The organism is Rathayibacter tanaceti (assembly GCF_001634385.1).
GTDB lineage: Bacteria > Actinomycetota > Actinomycetes > Actinomycetales > Microbacteriaceae > Rathayibacter > Rathayibacter tanaceti.
Genome location: NZ_LIIN01000043.1, coordinates 1 through 21,589, shown reverse-complemented (window position 1 = coordinate 21,589; position 21,589 = coordinate 1). Strand labels below are relative to the sequence as shown.

Below are 21,589 nucleotides of genomic sequence, written 5' to 3'. Positions count from 1 at the left end.
CGCCCACCAGCCGGTTCCCGTCGTGGTCGGCACCCGACCCGTCCCGGCGGGCGCTCGCGTGCACGCCCATCCGCGCGCCGCGATGCTGGAGCGCGATCGCGATCTGGCCGCCGTGCTCGCTCGCCTGCACGCCGCCGAGATCCGCTCCGTCTACGTCGAGGGCGGGCCGACCCTCGCCTCCGCCCTGGTCGCCGCCGGACTCGTCGACGAGTACCTGTCTTCCTCGCCCCGGCGCTGCTGGGCGGCCCCCGCCTCGCGCTCGGAGACCTCGGCGTCCCGAGCATCGCCGGGGCGCACCGCCTCAGCCTGCGCTCGGTCGAGGTCCTCGGCGACGACCTCCTCGTGACTGCGCGCCCCGGCGCGCTCCCCGCTGGCGGCACCGGAACTCCGGCCCGCCTCCCCCACGCCCTGCAGATGGAGACCCACTGATGTTCACCGGAATCATCGAGGAGATCGGCGTCGTGACGACGATCGAGACGGGTGCCGACGCGATCCGCCTCGGCATCCGCGGACCGCTGGCCGTCGAGGGCGTGCGACACGGTGACTCGGTCGCCGTCTCGGGCGTCTGCCTCACCGTCGTCGAGCACACCGACGAGGGCTTCACCGCCGACGTGATGGCGCAGACGCTGCGGATGTCGACGCTCGACCGCGTGACGATCGGCGATCTCGTCAACCTCGAGCGCGCGGCACAGGTCGCGACCGGCTCGGCGGGCACATCGTGCAGGGCCACATCGACGGCACGGCGACGCTCCTGACGGTCACGCCCGGCGGGGCCTGGCGGGTCCTGCGGTTCTCGCTGCCGCCCGAGGCGGCTCCGCTGGTCACCGACAAGGGCTCGATCGCGGTCGACGGGGTCTCGCTCACCGTCTCGGCGATCAGCCCGGCGGAGGCTCCCGAGCAGTGGTTCGAGGTCTCGCTGATCCCCGAGACGCTCGCGGCCACCACCCTCGGCGGGCGCGCGATCGGCGATCGGGTCAACATCGAGACCGACATCCTGGCCCGGCACGTCGAGCGGATGCTCGCACTGCGCGGAGTCGCGGAGGCCCGCGCATGAGCCTCGCGAGCATCCCCGAGGCCGTCGAGGCGCTGCGGGCCGGACGGCCGATCATCGTCGCCGACGACGAGGGACGCGAGAACGAGGGCGACGTGATCGTCTCGGCGCAGCTCGCCAGCCAGGAGACGATCGCCTGGATGGTCCGCCACTCCTCCGGGTTCATCTGCGCCCCGATGACCAACGAGATCGCCGACCGCCTCGCGCTCCCCCTGATGGTCGTCGAGAACGAGGACCCGCGCGGCACCGCCTACACGCTCTCGGTCGACGCGGCCGACCGCCTCTCGACAGGCATCAGCGCCTCCGACCGCGCGCACACCCTCCGGGTGCTCGCCGATCCGGAGGCGACGCCCGCCGGGCTCCACCGGCCCGGCCACATCCTCCCCCTGCGCGCCGTCGACGGCGGCGTGCGCGAGCGTGACGGGCACACCGAGGCCGCGGTGGATCTGATGAAGCTGGCGGGACTGTACCCGGTCGGTGCGATCTCCGAGATCGTGGCGGAGGACGGCGAGATGATGCGCCTGCCCGGGCTGATCGCGCTCGGCGAGCGCGAGGGAGTGCCGGTGACGACCGTCGCCGCCCTCGTGGCCTACCTCCAGGAGTTCCACTGCGACACCGAGGTGCCCGTCTCGGTCTCGGTCCCCGAGAGCCCCCGCGTGAGCTTCGAGGTCGAGACCACGGTCCCGACCACGCACGGGCCCTTCCGGATCCGCGCCTACCGCGACCGGCAGACGGGAGCCGATCACGTCGCGATCCTCGCGGGTGACCTCGGAGCGGGCCGGCCGGCCCTGGTCCGGGTGCACTCGGAGTGCCTCACCGGTGAGCGTTCGGGTCACTCAAGTGCGAGTGCGGCCCGCAGCTCGACGCGGCACTCGACACGATCCAGCGCGACGGCGGAGTCGTGGTCTACCTCCGCGGCCACGAGGGCCGCGGCATCGGCCTGATCAACAAGCTGCGCGCCTACCGCCTCCAGGAGGACGGGCTCGACACGCTCGACGCCAACCTCGCGCTCGGGCTGCCCGCCGACTCCCGCGACTACGGCGCCGCCGTCGGCATCCTCGAGGACATCGGCCTCGGCGAGGTGCGCCTGCTCACCAACAACCCCGAGAAGGTGCGCCAGCTCACCGACCGCGGCATCGTCGTCACCGAGCGCGTGCCACTCGTGGTCGGCGTGGGCGCCTTCAACGAGGGCTACCTCGAGACCAAGCGCGACCGGATGGGCCACGCCCTCGACCGTGTCCTCGACCCCGACCACCTCGACGCCGGGATCCCCGGCCTCACCCTCGACGCCGGGATCGCCGGCGCCACCACGAAGGAGTAGCAATGGCCGGTAGCGGCGCCCCCACCACCTCCCCCCTCGACGCCTCTGGTCTGCGCGTCGTCGTCATCGCGGGAACCTGGCACGAGCAGATCACCGACGGTCTGATCGCCGGCGCGAGCCGCGCGCTCGACGAGACGGGCGCCTCCTGGTCGCTGGTGCGCGTGCCGGGCTCGTTCGAGCTCCCGGTCGCGGCGAAGGCGGCGCTGGAGGCGGGGGCCGACGCGGTCGTCGCGCTCGGCGTGATCATCCGCGGCGGCACCCCGCACTTCGAGTACGTCTCGGACGCCGCCACCTCGGGTTTGACGACCGTCTCGATCCAGACCGGCAAGCCGGTCGGCTTCGGCGTGCTCACCCTCGACACCGAGGAGCAGGGCATCGACCGCGCCGGACTCCCCGGCTCGAAGGAGGACAAGGGCCGCGAGGCGGCGGAGGCGGCGGTCTCGACCGCGCTGCTGCTCCGCTCGCTGCGCAGCTGACCGGCGCCCGTGCTCGAGGCCCCACTCCGGGGTCCCGGGCACGGGAAGCCGAGGACTCGGGCAGCCGAAGCTGGGAGAACGCGCAGTAAAGTAGGGAGGTCGTCACAAGCGACCGCTCGCCTTCCTCCCCCTCGCCCCAGCGGCCCGCGACGCCCGACCGACGCCTCGCCCGCCGGCTCCGGGAATCCGCCGTCCACACGGAGCACTCCCCATGACCTCCTCCCCCGCCGTCTCCGACTCGTCGGCCGCCGCACCGCAGAACTCCCGAGGCCGGGTGATCCTCGCCAGCCTCATCGGCACGTCGATCGAGTTCTACGATTTCTACGCCTACGCGACCGCCGCCGTCCTGGTCTTCCCGGCGCTCTTCTTCGCCAACCAGGACCGGTCCACCGCGCTGCTCGCCTCGTTCGCCGTCTTCGGAGTCGCGTTCATCGCGCGCCCGATCGGCTCGATCATCTTCGGCCACTTCGGCGACCGCGTCGGCCGCAAGGGGACCCTCGTCGCCTCCCTGCTCACGATGGGGATCGCGACCTTCCTCATCGGCTGCCTGCCCACCGCGCTCACGCCAGGGTGGGAGTTCCTGGCCCCGTTCCTGCTCGTCGTGATGCGCTTCTGCCAGGGCCTCGGCCTCGGCGGCGAGTGGTCGGGAGCCGCGCTGCTGGCGACCGAGAACGCCCCGGCCGGCAAGCGAGCCATCTACGGCACCTTCCCCCAGCTGGGAGCGCCGATCGGCTTCATCGTCGCGAACCTGCTGTTCCTGGTGCTGGCGAGCACCATGAGCGACGAGACCTTCGCCGCCTGGGGCTGGCGCGTGCCGTTCCTGGCGAGCGCCGTGCTCGTGATCATCGGCCTCTACGTCCGCCTCACCCTCGTCGAGACTCCCGCGTTCCAGAAGGTGGTCGAGAGGGGCGAGGTGGCGAAGCTGCCACTGGCCCGCGTCTTCGTCACGAGCTGGCGGCCGCTCATCCTCGGCACGTTCATCATGCTCGCGACCTACGTCCTCTTCTACCTGATGACCACGTTCACCCTGACCTACGGGACGGCCCCGGTCGACGGCGCGGTCCCCGGGCTCGGCTACAGCCGCAACGACTTCCTGATCATGCTGATCGTCGGCGTCGTGTTCTTCGGGATCTTCACCCTCGTCTCCGGCCCGCTCGCCGAGCGGTTCGGGCGGCGGAGGACACTGCTCACGGTCACCGGCGCGATCCTGGCGTTCGGCCTGCTCTTCGTCCCTCTGTTCAGCGGCGGCTTCGCGGGGACGATGGCGGTTCTCATCCTCGGCTTCACGCTGATGGGCCTGACGTTCGGTCCGATGGGCGCCGTGCTGCCCGAGCTGTTCCCGACGAACGTCCGCTACACCGGGTCGGCGATGGCGTACAACCTGGCATCGATCCTCGGAGCGGCGGTCGCCCCGATCATCGCAGTCGCCCTCTGGCGCGCGGCAGGCGGCAGCACCGTGCTGGTGGGCCTCTACCTCAGTGCCGCCGCGGTGCTCACGCTGGTCGCGCTGCTGCTGTCGAAGGAGACGAAGAACCTCTCGTACACCGACAACGTCTCGTAGGAGGCGCTGCACGAGGACGGCCCGTCGGCGCTCCCGACGGGCCGTCCTGGTTCTGAGCGTCGACGCTCTCCGCTGGCGGCCTGCTCGCAGCGATCACGGGGCAGAATGGGAGGCGATGAGCACCACCACCCCCCGACGAGGCGGACGACGCCCCTCCCGCGACGACGGCCCTCGCGCCTCCTTCTCGCAGCTGGTCCCCTACCTTCTCGAGCACCGCGGCATCCTCTCGATCGTCGTCCTGCTCAGCCTCGTCGGAGCGGTGGCGAGCCTCGGGCAGCCGCTCCTCGTCGGCCAGGTCATCACGCGCGTGCAGGACGGGCTCGACCTCGGCCCACTGGTGTGGGCGCTGGTGGGCCTCGTCGTCGCCTCCGGGCTGATCTCGGGCTTCGCCCACTACCTGCTCCAGCGGACCGGCGAGGGCATCGTCCTCTCAAGCCGCCGCCGCCTCGTCGCGCGGATCCTGCGCCTCCCGATCCGCGAGTTCGACGCTCGTCGCACCGGGGACCTCGTCTCGCGGGTCGGCTCCGACTCGACCCTGCTGCGTGCCGTGCTCACCCAGGGGCTCGTCGACTCCATCGCCGGCTCGCTGATCTTCGTCGGCGCGATCATCGCGATGGCGATCATCGACTGGGTGCTGCTGCTGATCATCGTGGTGGTCGTCGCAATCGCCCTGGGGCTCGCGCTCACGCTGGGGCGCGGGATCCGCACCGCCAGCCGCAAGGCTCAGGAGAAGGTCGGCGATCTGGCCGCCGCGGTAGAGCGCGCCATCAGTGCGGTCCGCACCATCCGGGCGGCCGGGGCCACCGACCGCGAGATCGCGGTGGTCGAGCAGCACGCGACGGAGGCGTACCGCCTCGGCATCCGGGTCGCGCACGTCTCTGCGCTGGTCGTCCCCGTGGCGGGCATCGCCATGCAGGTCGCGTTCCTCGCCGTCCTGGGCGTCGGCGGCTACCGTGTCGCCTCCGGAGCGATCGACATCGCGCAGCTGGTCTCGTTCATCCTCTTCCTCTTCATGATGGTGATGCCGCTGGGCAACTTCATCGGCGCGATCACCTCGGTCAACTCCGCGCTGGGCGCTCTCGGGCGCATCCAGGAGATCATCGATCTGCCGATCGAGGGCGACGGCGACACGTCCGCCAGCGGGCTCGGCGCCGGCGTGGCCGGCGACGCGATCTCGTTCGAGGACGTGGTGTTCTCGTACGACGAGGGCGCGGTGCCGGGTGCGGACGGACCCGACGCTGATCGGCCGGGCTCGGACGGCGTGGCTCCCAGGCCCCTCTCGCAGGAGCGCGACCGGACCGTGCTGCGGGGCGTCTCCTTCACGGTGCCGCGCGGCAAGCGCACCGCCCTGGTCGGACCCTCGGGCGCCGGCAAGAGCACGGTCCTCGCACTGATCGAGCGCTTCTACGACCCCGACGCCGGCGTCGTGCGGCTCGGCGGAGTGGACATCACGGCGATCGACCGCGACGCCCTGCGCGCTCAGATCGGCTACGTCGAGCAGGACGCGCCGGTGCTCGCAGGGACGATCCGCGAGAACCTCGTCCTCGGCCGGCCCGACGCCGACGACGCGGAATGCCTCCGCGTGCTCGAGGCGGTCAATCTGACCGACGTGCTCGAGCGCGATCCTCTCGGCCTGCACGCTCCGGTCGGCGAGAGCGGAGTGATGCTCTCGGGCGGCGAGCGCCAGCGCCTGGCGATCGGACGGGCGCTCCTCGCGGCACCGCCCATCCTGCTCTTGGACGAGTCGACCTCGAGTCTCGACGGCCTCAACGAGCAGCGCCTGCGACTGGCCATCGACGCGGTGGCCGAGAACCGCACGCTGCTGGTCATCGCGCACCGGCTCTCGACGGTGGTCGACTCCGATCGCATCGTGGTCCTGCAGAAGGGCGAGGTCATCGGAGTCGGCACCCACTCGGAACTCGTCGAGTCGACGCCGCTCTACCGCGACCTCGCGAAGCACCAGCTGCTGGTCTGACCGTGCGGCGCCGGGCGTCAGCGGGGCGGCATCCGCAGCGCACCGTCGAGGCGGATCACCTCGCCGTTCAGCATCGGGTTCTCGACAATATGGCGCACGAGCGCAGCGAACTCCTCCGGCCGCCCGAGCCTCGCCGGATGGGGCGTCGCCGATCCCAGCGCCATCCGTGAGCGCTCGGGGAGAGCGGAGAGGAGCGGCGTGTCGAAGGTCCCCGGCGCGATCGACACCACGCGGATCAGAGCCGAGGCCAGCTCGCGCGCGAGCGGCAGGGTCAGCGCCGCGACCGCTCCCTTCGACGCGGCGTAGGCCGCCTGGCCGATCTGCCCCTCGAAGGCGGCGACGGAGGCGGTGGTGACCAGCACTCCGCGCTCGCCGTCCACCGGCTCCCGCTCGGCGACGGAGGCGGCCGCGAGCCGCAGCACGTTGAGCGTGCCGGTGGCGTTCACCCGCAGGACCCGCTCGAAGTCCTCGAGTGCCAGCGGTCCGTCCCGCCCCAGGAGGCGTCCCGGAGTCGCGATGCCCGCGCAGCTCACCGCGACCCGGAGCTCGCCCGCCAGCGCGACGGCGCGGGCGACGGCCTCCGAGTCGAGGACGTCGCCCGCGACGAGTCGCATCGTGCTCGGCAACCGGGCCGTCTCGACCGCCGGCGGCAGATCGAGGACCACCACCTGGGCGCCCGCCTCCGCCAGCGCGATCGCCGTCGCTGCGCCCAGCCCGGAGGCGCCTCCCGCGACCAGCGCGGAGCTGCCGTCGAGCCGCATCGTCAGCCTGCCGCAGGAGGGCTCGCGGGATCCGTGGGCTGGTCGCTCTGCTCGGAGGTCGGGCTCCCGAGCGCTTCGGCCGAGCAGTTCGTGAGGGTCGCGTCGTAGGAGTCGCGGAGACGCTGCGCCATCACGCGATCCTGCTCGTCGCCCAGCGGATCGGGCGCCGGCGGTCGTTCGTTCAGGCCGTAGCGGGCGAGGCAGGCGTTGATCAGCCGGGTGACCCGCGCACCATCGGTCCCGCCGGGCGTCGCGGAGTCGGTCGAGGTCGCGGAATCGGTGGAGGTCGCCGAGGTCGTCGGCGTCGAGGTGACGGGACGCGGCACGGCGTCGTCCGGGACGTCGGCCGAGTGCGAGGTGCAGGCCGCTAAGCCGAGCGCGAGCACGGCGCCGACGAGCAGCGTGGGCACCTTGCGGAGCCTCGGGCGCGGAACCATGGGCGACCTCGTTCACGACGGTAGTGGCGGGAGTGCGGCTACGGTAGCGCAGCGCAGCGGCTCCGTCGCTGCGGGGCGCGCACTCAGGCGGGCCGCGCCATCGGATCGGTGTCGCATGTCACGGGGGTGCCGCCAGTGCCCACATCGCCACGGCGGAGGCGGCAGCGACGTTGAGCGAGTCGATGCCGTGCCGCATCGGGATGCGGACGGCGACGTCGGACGCGGCGAGCGCCTCCGCGGTCAGGCCGTCGCCCTCCGTCCCGAGAACCAGGGCGACACGCTCCGGAGCCGCCGCCGCGAAGGTCCGCAGCGGCACCGCCTCCGGAGTGAGCGCCATCGCGGCGATCGTGAATCCCGCGCCGTGCAGGAGCCGACGGGTCACGGTCCAGTCGCCGACCCGCGTCCAGGGCACCTGCAGCACCGTCCCCATGCTCACGCGGATGGCACGGCGGTAGAACGGATCGGAGCAGCGCGGCGTCACCAGCACGGCATCGGCCCCGATGGCCCCCACCGAGCGGAACACGGCGCCGACGTTCGTCGGGTCGACCACGTCTTCGAGCACGACGACCCGCCTCGCCGCAGTGAGCAGCTCGGCCGGGTCTGCGAGGACGGGGCGGTCCATCGCCGCGATCAGTCCCCGGTGCAGCGTGTAGCCGGTGAGCTCGGCGAGAAGCTCGCCGGAGCCCGTGAAGACGGGCACGTCCCGGGTGCCGACCAGGCGCTCCGCGTCGGCGACCGATCCGCCGAGCGCGAGCACGGACCGCGGGCGGTGGCCCGCGGCCAGCGCCCGCTCGAGCACGAGCGCGGACTCGGCGATGTAGAGACCGTGCGGGCCGCGCGCGTTCTTCAACGCGACGTCTGTGGCATGCGCATAGTCGCGCAGCCGTGGATCCTCGAGCGAGGTGACGACGATCGTCTGCACGGAATCAGGCGAAGGGGTCGGGAGTCAGCGTGTACTTGGTGCTCAGGTACTCGTGGATGCCCTCGAGCCCGCCCTCCCGGCCGAGGCCGGACTGCTTCACACCGCCGAACGGCGCCGCCGCGTTCGAGACGACGCCGACGTTGAGCCCCATCATCCCGGTCGCGAGACGCTCGATCATCCGCTGGCCGCGCGCGAGGTCGCGCGTGAACACGTAGGAGACGAGACCGTACTCGGTGTCGTTGGCGAGCGCGACCGCCTCGCCCTCGTCGCGGAACGGCACGATCGCCATGACGGGGCCGAAGATCTCGGTGCGCAGGATCTCGCTGCCGGCATCGACTCCGGAGAGCACCGTCGGCTCGTAGAAGTGCCCCGGGCCCTCGATGCGACCACCCCCGATGCGCAGGCTCGCCCCGCGAGAGACCGCGTCCTCGACCAGGGTGGCGGCCTTCGCGACGGCACGGTCGTCGATCAGCGGTCCGATCGCCACCCCCTCGTCGGTGCCCCGGCCGATCCGCAAGCCGCGAACCCGTTCGGTGACCCGGGCGGCGAACTCCTCGGCGATGCCCTCGTGCACGAAGAAGCGGTTGGCGGCCGTGCAGGCCTGCCCGATGTTGCGGAACTTCGCGAGCATCGCGCCGTCGACCGCCCGATCGAGATCCGCGTCGTCGAAGACGACGAACGGCGCGTTGCCGCCCAGCTCCATCGAGGTGCGCAGGACGTTCTCGGACGCCTGCTGAAGCAGCGTCCGCCCCACCGGGGTGGACCCGGTGAAGGAGAGCTTGCGCAGGCGCGGGTCCGACAGGATCGGAGCGGAGACCGCTCCGGCCGAGGAGGTGGTGATCACGTTCACGACGCCGGCGGGCACACCGGCCTCGGCGAGAAGGCCCGCGAACGCGAGCGTGGTCAGCGGCGTGAGCTCGGCCGGCTTCACGACGACGGTGCAGCCCGCCGCCAGCGCGGGGGCGATCTTGCGCGTCGCCATGGCCAGGGGGAAGTTCCACGGGGTGATCAGGTAGCACGGGCCGACGGGGTGCTGCGAGACGATCATCCGACCGCTGCCCTCGGGAGAGACGCCGTAGCGACCCGAGATGCGCACAGCCTCCTCACTGAACCAGCGCAGGAACTCGCCCCCGTAGGCGACCTCGCCGAGTGCCTCCGCGACCGGCTTGCCCATCTCGAGAGACATCAGGAGGGCGAAGTCGTCCTTGCGCTCCTGGAGCAGGTCGAAGGCGCGGCGCAGGATCTCGCCGCGCACCCGCGGCGCCGTCGCCGCCCAGTCCGCGCCGGCCTCCGCGGCTGCGTCGAGCGCCCGCAGACCGTCCTCCGGCGTCGCATCGGCGATCGAGACAAGGACAGCGCCGGTCGCCGGGTCCTCGACGTCGATCGTGCCGCCTCCCGACGAGTCGACCCACTCGCCGCCGATCAGCAGCTGCGTGGGGATGCGCGCGAGCAGAGCGCCCTCGGCGGCACGGGCGGCGACGGAATCAGTCACGGGAGGCGACTCCTTCTTCGGATCGGAGCGCAGAGGATGCGCCGGGGAGGTCTTCTCGTCGTCCGAGTCTAGAACGGGGAGCTCGCGTCAGGGCCTCGCGACGGGTGGACGGGACGATCCGAGGTGCCGGGGCCCCTGTGGAGGGAGATCCCGCCGTCGACACGCGTCGACCGCAGCCGTGACACGCGAACGGACAGTGCGACCGTGCAGGGCCACCGCTCAGTGCGACCGCTCGATACGCACCCCCACGGCGGCGAGCTCGCGCAGGGCGGCACTGCTCGACTCCGGAGAAACGCCCGCGACGAGGTCCTCGAGCACTCGCACGTCGAGCCCCGACAGCCGGGCGTCGAGCGCGGAGGCGCGCACGCAGTGATCGGTCGCCAGACCCACGACGTCCAGGGCGGTCACCCCGAGGCGCCCGATCGCGTCGAGCAGCGACTCCCCCTGCGCCGTCACACCCTCGAAGGCGGAGTAGGAAGGTCGACCCTGTCCCTTGAGGATTTGGACGTCGATCCGCGTGACGTCGAGAGCCGGATGGTAGCCCGCTCCGGGCGTTCCTGCCACGCAGTGCTCGGGCCAGCTGTCGACGTAGTCCGGCTCCGGAGAGAAGTGCCCCCCGTTGTCGGAGGTGCCGTCGTGCCAGTCGCGCGAGGCGAACACTGTCGCGTAGTGGTCGTGGTGCGCCGCGAGGTGCGCCGAGACGCCTGCTGCGACGGCCGCTCCACCTGCGACGGCGAGCGCACCACCCTCGGTGAAGTCGTTCTGCACATCGACGATCAGGAGTGCCGTGGTCATCGTGGTCCTTCCGGTCAGGAGTCGGAGAGTGAGCCGCCGCAGCGGTAGAAGCCGGTGACGAGGGTGTCGATCGCGGACTTGGCCGAATCGCCGACGTCGCCGAGAGCGTAGACCGCGAAGGTCAGCGCCGTGCCGTCCTGCGCTGTGACGGCGCCGGCCAGCGTGTATCCCGTGTCGATCCACCCGGTCTTCGCGCGGACGGCGCCGTCGGCGACCGCATTGTCGCCGGCGAAGCGGTCGGCGTACGCCAGTGATCCTGTCCGGCCCGACACTGGAAGTCCATCGAGCAGCACGCCGAGCTGCCCCTCGCGCGCGAGAACCTTCCGCATCAGCTCGGTGAAGTACGCCGGGGCCACGGCGTTGTCGTCGCTCAGGCCGGAGCCGTCCACGATCGTGATGCCCGCGGTGTCCACTCCGTAGCCGGCGAGGCCCTGCAGAACCCCAGCCTGCTCGGCGCCGAAATCGTTTCCCGACCCGGTGCGGACGGCGACGAGCCGAGCGAGCATCTCGGCGATCGCGTTGTCCGAGACGAGCAGCATCTGCTGCACGAGTGTGCTCACCGGGGCCGACTCGACCGTCCCGAGCACCTGCGCACCGGCCGGAGCCGCACCGGTCGAGATCGAGGGCGATCCGCTCAGCTCCTCGGCGAACGCCGCACCCGCCCGACCGACCGGGTCGCTGCCGCGCTCGGAGGTGGAGGCGGTCGGGTCCTCGCGGTCGCGTCGACCTGCAGGGCGGTGATCTCGGGCATGTAGCCGTCGACCTGCTCCGTGCGATTCCAGCTGGGCTGCCAACTCTCGCCCGAGTAGAGAGAGGCGTCGAGGACAAGCCGCGTGATCGGGGTTCCTGCGGTCGCCGGATCGGCCTCCCGGGCGGCTTCGACCTGGGCGGCGAGGTCGTCGAGGTGCGCCGCCCCGGCGTACGTCGACTCCTGCCCGCTCGGCAAGCGGGTCAGCGTCAGGTCGCCGCCGCCGACGAGCACGACCGTCCCCGGCTCGGCCCCGCGCACGACCGTGGTGGCGATGCGCGTGTCCGGGCCGAGCACAGCGAGAGCGGATGCCGCGGTCAGGATCTTCAGGGCCGAGGCGGTGCGCGAAGGGGTGGCGCCGCCACGGTCGAACAGCACTTCGCCGGTGGCCGCGTCGACGACCCGTGCCTGCATCGATCCGAGGCGCGGATCGGCGGCGAGCTCGGCCACCGAGCAGGTGCGCAGCGCTCGAGTCCCGCCCTCCGCGGTCGGCCGTGCCGTGGCGGTCGGCGTCGGGGGTGGCGGACGGAACCGGCGTCGTCGTGGCGGCCGCCAGCGCCTCCGGTTCGGCGTTCCGGCCGAGGGCTGTGCCCGCGCCGAACGCGCCGACTCCCAGCGCGGCCACGACGAGAGCCGAGACGACCAGGATCGTTCTGCGGCGTCGGGGAGGGGTCTCGGTCATCCGTGCCAGGGTAGTCGCGACGCGTCGACGACGCCTGGGCGTGGCGGGGAGAAGACGTGGAGCCGCCTGTGGGAATCGAACCCACGACCTTCTCATTACGAGTGAGACGCTCTGCCGACTGAGCTAAGGCGGCGTGCACACGGGGCCGGAGCCTCGGACACGATTACACAGCATAGCCTGCTCGCACGCGACGGCGTGAATCCGCGCGAGCGTCAGGCGAGCGCGCAGCGCAGCTCCTCGAAGGAGCGTGCGATCCGGCCGGGCAGAGCCTCCCGGCCGTCGTGATCGACCCAGGCCGCCCATGCGTGTCGCATGGCGGCGAGGCCGAGCAGGGTCAGCATCCGCGCACGGCTGCGCACCCGCTCCTCGTCGTCGTCGGTGCTGCCGAGACGTTCGGCGATGAGGCCCTCGATCGCGAGCTCGAACTCACGCATCCCGGCGATCTTCAGGCCCACGAGGTGCGGATGCTCGCGGAACAGCGCCCGCCGGAGCACGTGCAGCTCACGGTCCTCCTCGAGCGGCTCTTCCATGGCCGAGACGAAGACGGCTTGGAGATCCTCCAGCACCGCGCCCCTGCCCGCGACGAACACGGCCGCGGTGTCATCGGCGATCACAGGGAGACCCCCGACGAGCGCGTCCTCCTTTGAGGCGAAGTAGTTGAAGAAGGTGCGGGTCGAGACCTCGGCCGCGCGCGAGACGTCCTCGATCGTCACCCGCTCGGGCCCGCGTTCGCTCGCCAGACGGAGCACGGCGATCTCGATCGCCCGCCGCGTTGCGAGCCTCTTGCGCTCGCGGAGCCCCGGACGCTCCGGCCCCTCCTCGGTCAACACTGTGGGTCCTCCTCCGGGACGACGCCCTCGAGCAGGTACGCATCCACCGCATCGTTGACGCACGAGTTCGACTTGTTGTAGGCGGTGTGGCCCTCGCCGTCGTAGGTGACCAGATGGCCGTCGGCCAGCTGCCCGGCGAGCGCCTGGGCCCAGACGTAGGGCGTGGCCGGGTCGTTCGTGGTGCCGACGACGAGGATCGGCGCGGAGCCCTCGGCCGTGATCGGAGCGCGGGAACCCTCGAAGGACGCCGGCCACTCGCCGCAGAGGATGTCCCCGTAGGCCATGTAGCGCCCGATGGTCGGAGCCGCCTCCTCGAGAGCCGCCGCGTCGGCGCGCATCGAGGCGGCGTCGGCGTCGTAGGAGTAATCGACGCAGTTGATCGCGAGGAAGGCTTCGGTCGTGTTGTCGGAGTACTGACCGTCGGCGCCGCGGCCGTTGTAGGCGTCGGCGTACTGGAACGCGACCTCGGCCTCCCCCCGGCGAACGCCGGAGAGCATCGCGCTCAGCGCGCTCCACGCAGTCGCGTCGTAGAGCGGATAGACGATGGCCGTGAACAGGGTGCTGGCCCCCAGCTCGCGACCGTCGTTCGCGCGGATCGGCGAGGCGTCGACACCCTCGAGCATCGCTCGCAGCTGCGCCATGGCCTCGTCGACCGAGCCCGTGAACGGACAGTCGGAGGAGCCCAGGCAGTCGGCGAGGTAGGCGCGCAGGGCGCTTTCGAAGCCTTCGGCCTGCTCACGGACGACGTCGAACGAGGTCGCGGAGGGATCGATGGCGCCGTCGAGCACGAGGCGGCCGACCCGCTCGGGGAACAGCCCCGCGTAGGTGGCGCCGAGGAAGGTGCCGTAAGAGTAGCCGAGGTAGTGCAGACTCTCGTCGCCCAGCGCGGCGCGGAGCACGTCGAGGTCGCGAGCGGCGCTCGCGGTGCCGACCTCGGACAGGAGCGGGCCGCTGCGCTCCTCACAGGCAGCGGCGAAGGCCGCGGCGGAGCTGCGCTGGGCGGCGATCCACTCGTCGCTGCCGCGCTCCCCCGGTGTGATGTCGTAGAGGTAGGAGTCCAGGCCGGCGGCGTCGAGGCACGAGACGGAGGTCGAGGCGCCGACACCGCGCGGGTCGAAGCCGACGATGTCGTACTGCGCGGCCAGTTGCGCGTCGACCGCGTAGTCGGCGCTGTCCCTGATGAAGTCGACTCCCGAGGCTCCCGGGCCACCGGGGTTCACCAGGAGGGAGCCCAGGGCGGGACCCCGAGTGGCGGGACGGCGGACGAGGGCGATGGCCGCGGTCTCGCCGGCCGGATCGTCCCAGTCGAGCGGTACTGTCGCATCGGCGCAGAGCGCATCGTCTCCGCAGTCGTCCCAGACGAGCACCTGCGAGTAGTAGCGGGCGAGGTCGGCGTCGACCGCCTGCGGAACCGGAGTGGACGTGCGGTCGACCGTGGGTCCGGGAGCGATGCAGGCCGTCAGCAGGGCGGAAGCGGCCACCAGGACTGCGACGGACCAGGATCGGCGCGCGCGGCTCATGCGGCCACCGGCCGGCGGGCAGCGACGACGAGCAGCGCCTCGAGGGCGAGCACGGGAGACACATTGGCGTCGATCCTCTGCCGCGCGGTGCTGACCGCGTCGAGCACAGCGAGTGTGCGCTCGGGCGGGGTCGACTCTGCGAGCGCGCTCATCTCGCGGCGGACCTCCTCATTGATCACACCGCCGGGCGCTCTGAGCTGGAGGCGCACCACATCGCGGTAGAGCGAGAGGAGATCGACGAGGATGCGGTCGAGGCCGTCGCGGAGGCTGCGCGTCGCACGCCGCTTCTGGTCCTCCTCGAGCGCGCGCAGCTGCGAGCGCAGCTGCGCCGGGACGGTGCCGCCCGGCTCGACGCCGAGCGAGCGCAGCGCCTGCTGCCGCTCGGCCTCGTCTCGCTCGAGGGTGATCGCCTTGGCGTCCTCGGTCGCGACCTCGACGAGGCGCGCGGCTCCGAGGACCGCGTCCGAGACTCCGCGCAGCCGCAGGGCGATGCGGAGCGTCTCCTCCCGGCGCTCGCGCGCGTTCTCGTCGGTCGCGAGCCGGTGAGCCATCCCGATGTGGCTCTGCGCCTGGCGGGCGGCGCGCTCGGCCGTCTCGGCGTCTACACCGTCTCGGCGTTGGAGCAGCCCCGCCACGTCGTCGACGCTCGGCACTCGGAGCCGCACCGAGCGCACCCGCGAGCGGATCGTCGGCAGGAGGTCGGCCTCGCTGGGCGCGCAGAGGATCCAGACCGTGCGCTCCGGGGGTTCTTCGAGCGCCTTGAGGAGCACGTTCGACGTGCGTTCGCTCATCCGGTCCGCGTCCTCGATGACCATCACGCGGTAGCGCGAGACGGAGGGCGAATACTGCGAGCTGCTCACCAGCCTGCGCACCTCGTCGATGGAGATGATGACGCGCTCGGTCGAGAGGACGGACAGGTCGGGGTGCGAGCGGGCGGCGACCTGTCGGCAGTCGGGGCACTCTCCGCAGCCTCCTCGGCGGCAGAGAAGGGCCGAGGCGAAGGCGTAGGCGAGGTTCGATCGGCCGGAGCCCGGCGGACCGGTGATGAGCCACGAGTGCGTCATCGAGGTCGACTCGCGGCCGCCCTCGTCCCGCGGCGTGGAGGCGTCCTGCAGGGCGCCCATCGCGTGCTCCTGCCCGACGAGCTGGCTCCAGACGGTCATGCCACCAGGCTAACCGCGAGCACTGACAGTGGACCGCTGCTCGCGGAGGTGCTCGACCCGGTCGCGCACCTCCGCGGCGATCTCGGCGACCGGACGCGACGCGTCGACCACCAGGAACCGCTCCGGGTCCGCGGCTGCGAGCGCGAGGAAGGCGTGTCGGACGCGACCGTGGAACTCCGCCTTCTCGGACTCGAGTCGGTCGAAGCGGGTGCGCGAGGAGTCGAGCCGGGTGCGCGCGACGGACGGGTCGAGGTCGAGCAGCACGGTGAGGTCGGGGCGGAGGTCGCCGGTCGCCCACTCCGAGAGCCGCCGGACCTCGGCGGCATCGAGCACTCGTCCGGCACCCTGATAGGCGACGGAGGAATCGATGTAGCGGTCCTGCACGACGATCTCGCCGCGCTCGATCGCCGGTCGCACCAGCGTGCCGATGTGCTGCGCGCGGTCGGCCGCGTACAGCAGCGCCTCGGCCCGGGGGTCGATGTCGCCGCGGTGGTGCAGGACGATCTCGCGGATCCGCACGCCGACCTCCGTGCCGCCGGGCTCGCGCGTGCGCAGCACTGTCTCGCCGCGCGAGCGCAGCCACTCCTCGAGGAGGGCGGCCTGCGTCGTCTTGCCCGCGCCGTCCCCGCCCTCGAGGGTGACGAACAGCCCGGTCACGACTCCGTCGCGCCCGTCGTCTCGGTCGAGGCGGTGCGGCTCGCCGCGGTCCTGCGCGGCGCAGCAGGCGCCTTCGCGGCCGTGGTCTTGGCGGCCGTCTTCGCCGCGGGCTTCTTCGCGGCGGGCTTCTTCGCGGCGGCTGTCTTCGCCGCAGCTGTCTTCGCCGCAGCTGTCTTCGGCCCGGCCTGAGCAGCCGGCGTCTTGGCAGCCGCTGTCTTGGCCGCAGGCTTCTTAGCCGGTGCGCGCTTCGCGGGAGCCTTCTTCGTCGGCCCCTTCGCTCGCTTGTCGGCGAGCATCTGGACGGCCTGGTCGAAGTCGATCTCCTCGATCGTGAGACCCTTCGAGATCGTGACGTTCGTCTCGCCGTCGGTCACGTAGGCACCGAAGCGTCCGTCGCGGATCCGGATCGGCTTGCCGCTCACGGGGTCGGCGTCGAACTCCTTGAGGGCGCTCGACGCACGGCGAGCTCCGTACTTGGGCTGGGCGAAGATCTCGAGCGCTGTCGGCAGATCGACCTCGAAGATCTGGTCCTCGCTGGTCAGCGACCGACTGTCGGTCCCCTTCTTGATGTAGGGACCATAGCGCCCGTTCTGCGCGGTGATCGCCTCGCCGCTCTCCGGGTCCTCGCCCACGGTGCGGGGCAGATCGAGCAGGCGCAGCGCCGTGGCCAGGTCGATCGACGCGACGTCCATCGACTTGAAGAGGGAGGAGGTTCGCGGCTTCACGACCGCAGGCTTCTTCGCGCCCCGCTTGGCAGGAGCGGGCTCGACGACCTCGCCGGTAGCGGGGTCGGCGACGGTGTCGGGCTCGGGGTCGACCTCGGTGACGTACGGGCCGAAGCGCCCGTCCTTCACGACGACGGTCTTCCCGGTGACGGGGTTGCTGCCGAGCACCCGATCGGTCTGCACAGGAGCATCGATGAGCTCCTGCGCCTTCTCGGGGGTGAGCTCGTCCGGCGCCAGCTCCAACGGCAGGTTGACCCGGCGGGGCGTCTCCTGCCCCTCCTCCTGCGCGACTTCGAGGTAGGGGCCGTACTTGCCGATGCGCAGCGTGATGTCATCGGTGATCCGGAGCGAGTTGATGCTCTTGGCGTCGATGTCGCCGAGGTTGTCGACCACGTGGCGAAGGCCCGGGTGGCTGCCGCCGCCGAAGTAGAACCGGTTGAGCCAGTCGACGCGGTCCTCCTCGCCACCGGCGATCTTGTCGAGGTCGCCTTCCATCTCGGCGGTGAAGTCGTACTCGACCAGGTCCGAGAAGAAGTCCTCGAGCAGGCGCACCACCGAGAACGCGATCCAGTTCGGCACGAGTGCCGTGCCGCGGGGTGTGACGTAACCGCGGTCGACGATGGTCGAGATGATCGACGCGTAGGTCGAGGGTCGCCCGATGCCCAGCTCTTCCAATGACTTCACGAGGCTGGCCTCCGTGTACCGCGGGGGCGGTGAGGTCTCGTGGCCCTTCGCCTCGACGTCGGCGACGACGAGGCTCTGGCCCACCTCGAGCGGAGGCAGTTTGGCGTCCTTCTCCTCGCGGGCGCCATGGCGCTCCTCGTCACGGCCCTCCTCGTAGGCGAGCAGGAACCCGCGGAAGGTGATGACCGTACCGGAGGCAGTGAACTCGGCTGTCTCGGCGACGTCACCCGCCGGCTCCGCGAGCAGGGTCACGGTGGCGGTGGAGCCCTTGGCGTCGGCCATCTGCGAGGCGACGGTGCGCTTCCAGATGAGCTCGTAGAGTCGCAGGTCGTTGCCGCGGAGCGTACCCGAGAGCTGCTCGGGCGTGCGGAAGGTCTCGCCGGCAGGCCTGATCGCCTCGTGCGCCTCCTGCGCGTTCTTGTTCTTGCCGGAGTAGAGGCGGGGCTTGTCGGGAACGGTCGCGGCGCCGTAGAGCGAGGCCGCCTGCGTGCGCGCCGCAGTGAGTGCCTGCTGCGAGAGCCCAGGCGAATCGGTCCTCATGTAGGTGATGAAGCCGTTCTCGTAGAGCGACTGGGCGACGCTCATGGTCTGGCGTGCCGAGAAGCGGAGCTTGCGTGCGGCCTCCTGCTGCAGGGTCGATGTGGTGAACGGCGCAGCCGGACGCCGCGAGTAGGGCTTGGATTCGAGCGCTGAGACGGTGACCGTGGTAGCCGGATCGCGCAGCGCCTCCGCGAGCGCCCCGGCAGACGCCTCGTCCAGGACGGTGACGTCACCCTTGAGCCGACCGCGGTCGTCGAAGTCGCGCCCGCTTCCGATGCGCTTGCCGTCGAGCCGCGCCAGGCGGGCGTCGAAGCCCGCCGCAGTGTCCGACTCGGGTGCAAGCACGGTCGCGAGGTCCCAGTAGGTCGCCGACACGAACGCGAGGCGCTCGCGCTCGCGATCGACCACCAGACGTGTGGCCGCGGACTGAACTCGACCGGCAGAGAGGCCCGGCCCGACCTTGCGCCAGAGCACAGGGGAGATCTCATAGCCGTAGAGGCGGTCGAGGATCCGGCGGGTCTCCTGCGCGTCGACGAGGGAGGTGTCGATATCGCGAGTGTTGTCGCGCGCCTTCTGGATCGCGTCCTTGGTGATCTCGTGGAAGACCATCCGATGCACGGGGACCTTGGGCTTGAGCTCCTCGAGGAGGTGCCATGCGATGGCCTCACCCTCGCGGTCCTCATCAGTGGCGAGGTAGAGCTCGTCTGCGTTCTTCAGAGCGCGTTTGAGGTCGGCGACCGTCTTCTTCTTCTGGTCGGAGACGACGTAGTAGGGCTCGAACCCGTTGTCGACATCGACTGAGAACTTGCCCAGGGGACCCTTCTTGAGCTCCGGAGGCAGGTTCTTGGGCTCGATGAGGTCGCGAATGTGCCCGACCGAGGCGAGCACCTCGTACCCGTCGCCCAGGTACTGGGCGATGGTCTTGGCTTTCGCCGGCGACTCGACGATCACCAGCTTCTTCGTGCCGGACACAGTTCTCCTCGATTGATGCTGTCGGATCGGACGACCAGTGGTCCGACGGTCCCCTGCTGTGGGGAGGCGGAGCGCGGCCGGATCAGGGGAGCGGCGACGCGTCCGAGTCGGTCGGGGCGCCCGACAGGCACACCATACACACTGACTCCGGGCGTGCCGCGCTCGCCGCGCATCGCGGACAGGCGGTCAGCTGACTCCGCGTGTCGGGTGGCACGGGCGGCTGACGGGGTGACGAAGGGCGCCGATCGGCGCATGATGAGCGCATGGCAACGACGCACCCCACCACTGCTTCCACTACTCCGGCCTACACGGCGAAGCTCGTCGATGGCCCGTTGGAGGGCAAGACCCTCCGCCGCATCTACGGCGCGGATTCCGCACCTGCTGCCCGCCTCGAGATCCCGGGCTCCCGCGAGCTCCCGCTACATCTACTTCCTCGCGGGCGGCCTCGAGCACGACGAGGGCGCGGGTGCCCGGCCGACGGCGGCGGCGTACCGCTACCAGCGGCTCAGCTCGAACTGACCGGTCGATCCCGCCCCACCACGGTCGCTCGATCCTGCGCGCCGCCGTCCCTGCCGCTCACGGCGGCGAGCCGAGTCCTCCCTCCGGCGGCCCGGCCCGCGATCGAGCGGCGAGGGGCAGCGGCCCCACCGCGACCGTCACCTCGACGCTCGCGACGCCTCCTTCGAGCTCACAGCGGCTCAGTGTTGCTCCTCCTGCCCGCGCCACCCGCCCCGCCGCCGCGCAGGGCTCTCCGGGGAGCAGCCCTGATGCGACGTCCGCGGCGGCGAGCGCCGAGGCGTCCGCCGCCGCGATGGACCGTTGATGCCCGACGAGGACAACGCACCCGGCGAGCACGGCCGCCGTCACGAGGACGGTGCCCGCGATCACTCCGACGGCGACCACGGTGGCGGAGCCCGCCTCCTCCGAGCACCGCTGCAGCGGCCTCGGCTGCACCCGCCGCCCCCGCATCAGCCGCCACCGCCCAGCGCACACGACCGGACGGCGACGGGCAGTGAGACGGCCGGGATCGGCCGCAACGCGGCGGTGACCTCCACGCAGACCAGCCCCTCCTGCTCCACTGTGGACACGGAAGCGTCGCCCTGGACCCGGTCGACGGGGGCACGCGGGTCGTCGCCCCGCGACGCCGAGCGGGCTCCATCGGCGGCTGCGTCGACCAGTCGCACGTACTGCGCCGCGGAGGCGACCGACCCCAGGCACAGAGCCAGAACCACGACGACCGCCGGGAGGACCAGCGCGAGCTCCGCGGTGGCCGACCCCTCCTCCTGCGCAGACCGTCCGTGCAGGAGGCTCAGCGGTCTCATCCCGCCGCCGTGAGCGCGCGCGTCACGAGATCGGTCAGGATTCCCCGCACCTCGTCTCCCTTGAGGATCACCACAAGCAGTCCGGCGAAGCCGACCGCGGCCATCGTGGCGATCGCGTACTCCGCCGTCGCCGAACCCTCGTCCTCGGACAGCCTGTCCGTCCACGCCCGCGCTGGTCCTCCCCGGTCGAGCCGGCTCTCGACGCGCGCGAGGTCTCCGCCGCCCGTGCTGCGGCCGCCACCGTTCATCCTGTCGATTCCCATCGTCGTACTCCGTTCCGCCCCTGCTCTGTGCCCCCTCCTCCGAGGATCACCGAGTGCGAGTTCGGCCGGAGCCGGACCGAGCGGATCGGTGGACGACTCCGTGATCCGGCCGCTGTGGAGGAGCCACCACCACTCACCTCGGCACCGAGAACGTCGTCAGGAGCACCGAGACGACCATCGGAGCGACCCCCAGCAGGAGGAATGCAGGCAGGACGCATGCGCCCAGCGGCAGCATGAGGGTGACGCCGAGCCGCGCAGCCCGCTCTCGGGCGCCGGACGCCGCACGTGTCCGCGTGAGAGCCGCTTCGCTGCGGAGGAGACGCCCCGCGGGAACCCCCGCGGCCGACGAGAGCGACAGGACGACATCCGCGTCGGCGAGGACCCGCTCGTCCGCCCTGAGCCCGCACTCGGCGAGCGCGTCGAGCACGCGGCTCCGTGCGGAATCGATCGAGCCGCCGCCCGCGAGCGCGACAGCGAGCAGATCGAGCGCGAGCCCGGGCGCGGGATCGCCGGGAGTGGCGCCGCGCACGAGCCGGCGCGTCCACAGATGCCCAGCGACCATCAGTCCTGCGCCGCCGCCGAGGCAGACCAGACCCGGGGCCGTCCCGAGGAGGACACCGATGACGTCGAACCCGAGCAGGGCGCCGAGCCCGAGGGCCGCGAGCGGGAGCGCGCCGACCACCCGCCCCGTC

20 protein-coding genes, 1 tRNA gene and 3 pseudogenes are annotated in these 21,589 nt (G+C 71.7%); 7 read left to right on the top strand and 17 right to left on the bottom strand.

Features of this window, described 5'->3' with window-relative positions:
* The 6 genes and pseudogenes from ACH61_RS07210 to ACH61_RS07185 all read left to right on the top strand — a co-directional run.
* Positions 1-346: dihydrofolate reductase family protein (locus tag ACH61_RS07210; protein WP_330220138.1), on the top strand; the 346-nt coding region annotated here is incomplete at its 5' end.
* 82 nt (positions 347-428) lie between these two features.
* Positions 429-1,054, top strand: a pseudogene (locus ACH61_RS07205) (riboflavin synthase).
* A pseudogene (gene ribA / locus ACH61_RS07200) lies at positions 1,051-2,372 on the top strand (GTP cyclohydrolase II). The pseudogenes ACH61_RS07205 and ribA overlap by 4 nt, the downstream one beginning before the upstream one ends.
* A gap of 2 nt (positions 2,373-2,374) precedes the next feature.
* Complete coding sequence (gene ribH / locus ACH61_RS07195; RefSeq protein WP_068210384.1) at positions 2,375-2,848, top strand: 6,7-dimethyl-8-ribityllumazine synthase; 474 nt, start codon at positions 2,375-2,377, stop codon at positions 2,846-2,848.
* Between the two features lie 211 nt (positions 2,849-3,059).
* Positions 3,060-4,409, top strand: coding sequence for an MFS transporter (locus tag ACH61_RS07190; protein ID WP_068210381.1), 1,350 nt, complete (start codon positions 3,060-3,062; stop codon positions 4,407-4,409).
* A 115-nt stretch (positions 4,410-4,524) separates the two neighbouring features.
* On the top strand, positions 4,525-6,384 hold the full coding sequence (locus ACH61_RS07185) for an ABC transporter ATP-binding protein (RefSeq protein ID WP_068210379.1): 1,860 nt from the start codon (positions 4,525-4,527) through the stop codon (positions 6,382-6,384).
* A gap of 17 nt (positions 6,385-6,401) precedes the next feature.
* Here the strand turns inward: ACH61_RS07185 and ACH61_RS07180 are convergent, their stop codons facing one another.
* The 13 genes from ACH61_RS07180 to topA form a co-directional block, all read right to left on the bottom strand.
* Positions 6,402-7,145: an SDR family NAD(P)-dependent oxidoreductase gene (locus tag ACH61_RS07180; protein WP_068210372.1), complete on the bottom strand. Its 744-nt coding sequence runs from the start codon at positions 7,143-7,145 to the stop codon at positions 6,402-6,404.
* A gap of 2 nt (positions 7,146-7,147) precedes the next feature.
* Positions 7,148-7,582, bottom strand: coding sequence for a hypothetical protein (locus tag ACH61_RS07175; protein WP_068210369.1), 435 nt, complete (start codon positions 7,580-7,582; stop codon positions 7,148-7,150).
* Positions 7,583-7,700: 118 nt separating this feature from the next.
* Positions 7,701-8,504, bottom strand: coding sequence for a TrmH family RNA methyltransferase (locus tag ACH61_RS07170; RefSeq protein WP_068210356.1), 804 nt, complete (start codon positions 8,502-8,504; stop codon positions 7,701-7,703).
* A gap of 4 nt (positions 8,505-8,508) precedes the next feature.
* Entirely contained in the window at positions 8,509-9,996 is a 1,488-nt protein-coding gene (locus ACH61_RS07165) for an NAD-dependent succinate-semialdehyde dehydrogenase (protein WP_068210353.1), read from the bottom strand.
* A gap of 219 nt (positions 9,997-10,215) precedes the next feature.
* Positions 10,216-10,791, bottom strand: coding sequence for an isochorismatase family protein (locus tag ACH61_RS07160; RefSeq protein ID WP_068210350.1), 576 nt, complete (start codon positions 10,789-10,791; stop codon positions 10,216-10,218).
* A gap of 14 nt (positions 10,792-10,805) precedes the next feature.
* Positions 10,806-11,429 (bottom strand): D-alanyl-D-alanine carboxypeptidase/D-alanyl-D-alanine endopeptidase, encoded by a 624-nt coding sequence (dacB, locus tag ACH61_RS17325; RefSeq protein WP_236713591.1) that lies wholly within the window; start codon positions 11,427-11,429, stop codon positions 10,806-10,808.
* On the bottom strand, positions 11,426-11,953 hold the full coding sequence (locus ACH61_RS18305) for a D-alanyl-D-alanine carboxypeptidase (RefSeq protein WP_236713590.1): 528 nt from the start codon (positions 11,951-11,953) through the stop codon (positions 11,426-11,428). Before ACH61_RS18305 ends, dacB begins: the two co-directional genes overlap by 4 nt.
* Positions 11,954-12,278: 325 nt before the next feature.
* Positions 12,279-12,354, bottom strand: a tRNA-Thr gene (locus tag ACH61_RS07150).
* 79 nt (positions 12,355-12,433) lie between these two features.
* Positions 12,434-13,051 (bottom strand): TetR/AcrR family transcriptional regulator, encoded by a 618-nt coding sequence (locus ACH61_RS07145; protein ID WP_068210349.1) that lies wholly within the window; start codon positions 13,049-13,051, stop codon positions 12,434-12,436.
* Positions 13,045-14,571: an alpha/beta hydrolase gene (locus ACH61_RS07140; RefSeq protein WP_068210348.1), complete on the bottom strand. Its 1,527-nt coding sequence runs from the start codon at positions 14,569-14,571 to the stop codon at positions 13,045-13,047. The genes ACH61_RS07145 and ACH61_RS07140 overlap by 7 nt, the downstream gene beginning before the upstream one ends.
* A complete protein-coding gene (locus tag ACH61_RS07135; protein WP_068210347.1) occupies positions 14,568-15,734 on the bottom strand; it encodes a DNA polymerase III subunit delta' in 1,167 nt (388 codons plus the stop codon). The genes ACH61_RS07140 and ACH61_RS07135 overlap by 4 nt, the downstream gene beginning before the upstream one ends.
* A gap of 9 nt (positions 15,735-15,743) precedes the next feature.
* A complete protein-coding gene (gene tmk / locus ACH61_RS07130) occupies positions 15,744-16,391 on the bottom strand; it encodes a dTMP kinase (RefSeq protein WP_068210346.1) in 648 nt (215 codons plus the stop codon).
* Positions 16,388-19,312, bottom strand: coding sequence for a type I DNA topoisomerase (gene topA, locus ACH61_RS07125; RefSeq protein ID WP_068210335.1), 2,925 nt, complete (start codon positions 19,310-19,312; stop codon positions 16,388-16,390). Before topA ends, tmk begins: the two co-directional genes overlap by 4 nt.
* 324 nt (positions 19,313-19,636) lie before the next feature.
* Here topA and ACH61_RS16815 point away from each other — a divergent pair, with 324 nt between their 5' ends.
* Positions 19,637-19,831 carry a hypothetical protein gene (locus tag ACH61_RS16815; RefSeq protein ID WP_153038813.1) on the top strand — a complete coding sequence of 65 codons (195 nt, stop codon included), beginning with the start codon at positions 19,637-19,639 and terminating at the stop codon, positions 19,829-19,831.
* Between the two features lie 57 nt (positions 19,832-19,888).
* On the opposite strand, the gene ACH61_RS07120 is transcribed toward ACH61_RS16815, so the two are convergent.
* From ACH61_RS07120 to ACH61_RS17320, 4 genes and pseudogenes are all read right to left on the bottom strand, one after another.
* Positions 19,889-20,266 (bottom strand): Rv3654c family TadE-like protein, encoded by a 378-nt coding sequence (locus ACH61_RS07120; protein WP_236713589.1) that lies wholly within the window; start codon positions 20,264-20,266, stop codon positions 19,889-19,891.
* 14 nt (positions 20,267-20,280) lie between these two features.
* Positions 20,281-20,634 (bottom strand): TadE family type IV pilus minor pilin, encoded by a 354-nt coding sequence (locus tag ACH61_RS07115; protein ID WP_068210331.1) that lies wholly within the window; start codon positions 20,632-20,634, stop codon positions 20,281-20,283.
* Positions 20,631-20,897: a DUF4244 domain-containing protein gene (locus tag ACH61_RS19000; RefSeq protein WP_330220137.1), complete on the bottom strand. Its 267-nt coding sequence runs from the start codon at positions 20,895-20,897 to the stop codon at positions 20,631-20,633. Before ACH61_RS19000 ends, ACH61_RS07115 begins: the two co-directional genes overlap by 4 nt.
* 133 nt (positions 20,898-21,030) lie before the next feature.
* Positions 21,031-21,589, bottom strand: a pseudogene (locus ACH61_RS17320) (hypothetical protein); the annotation flags it as partial.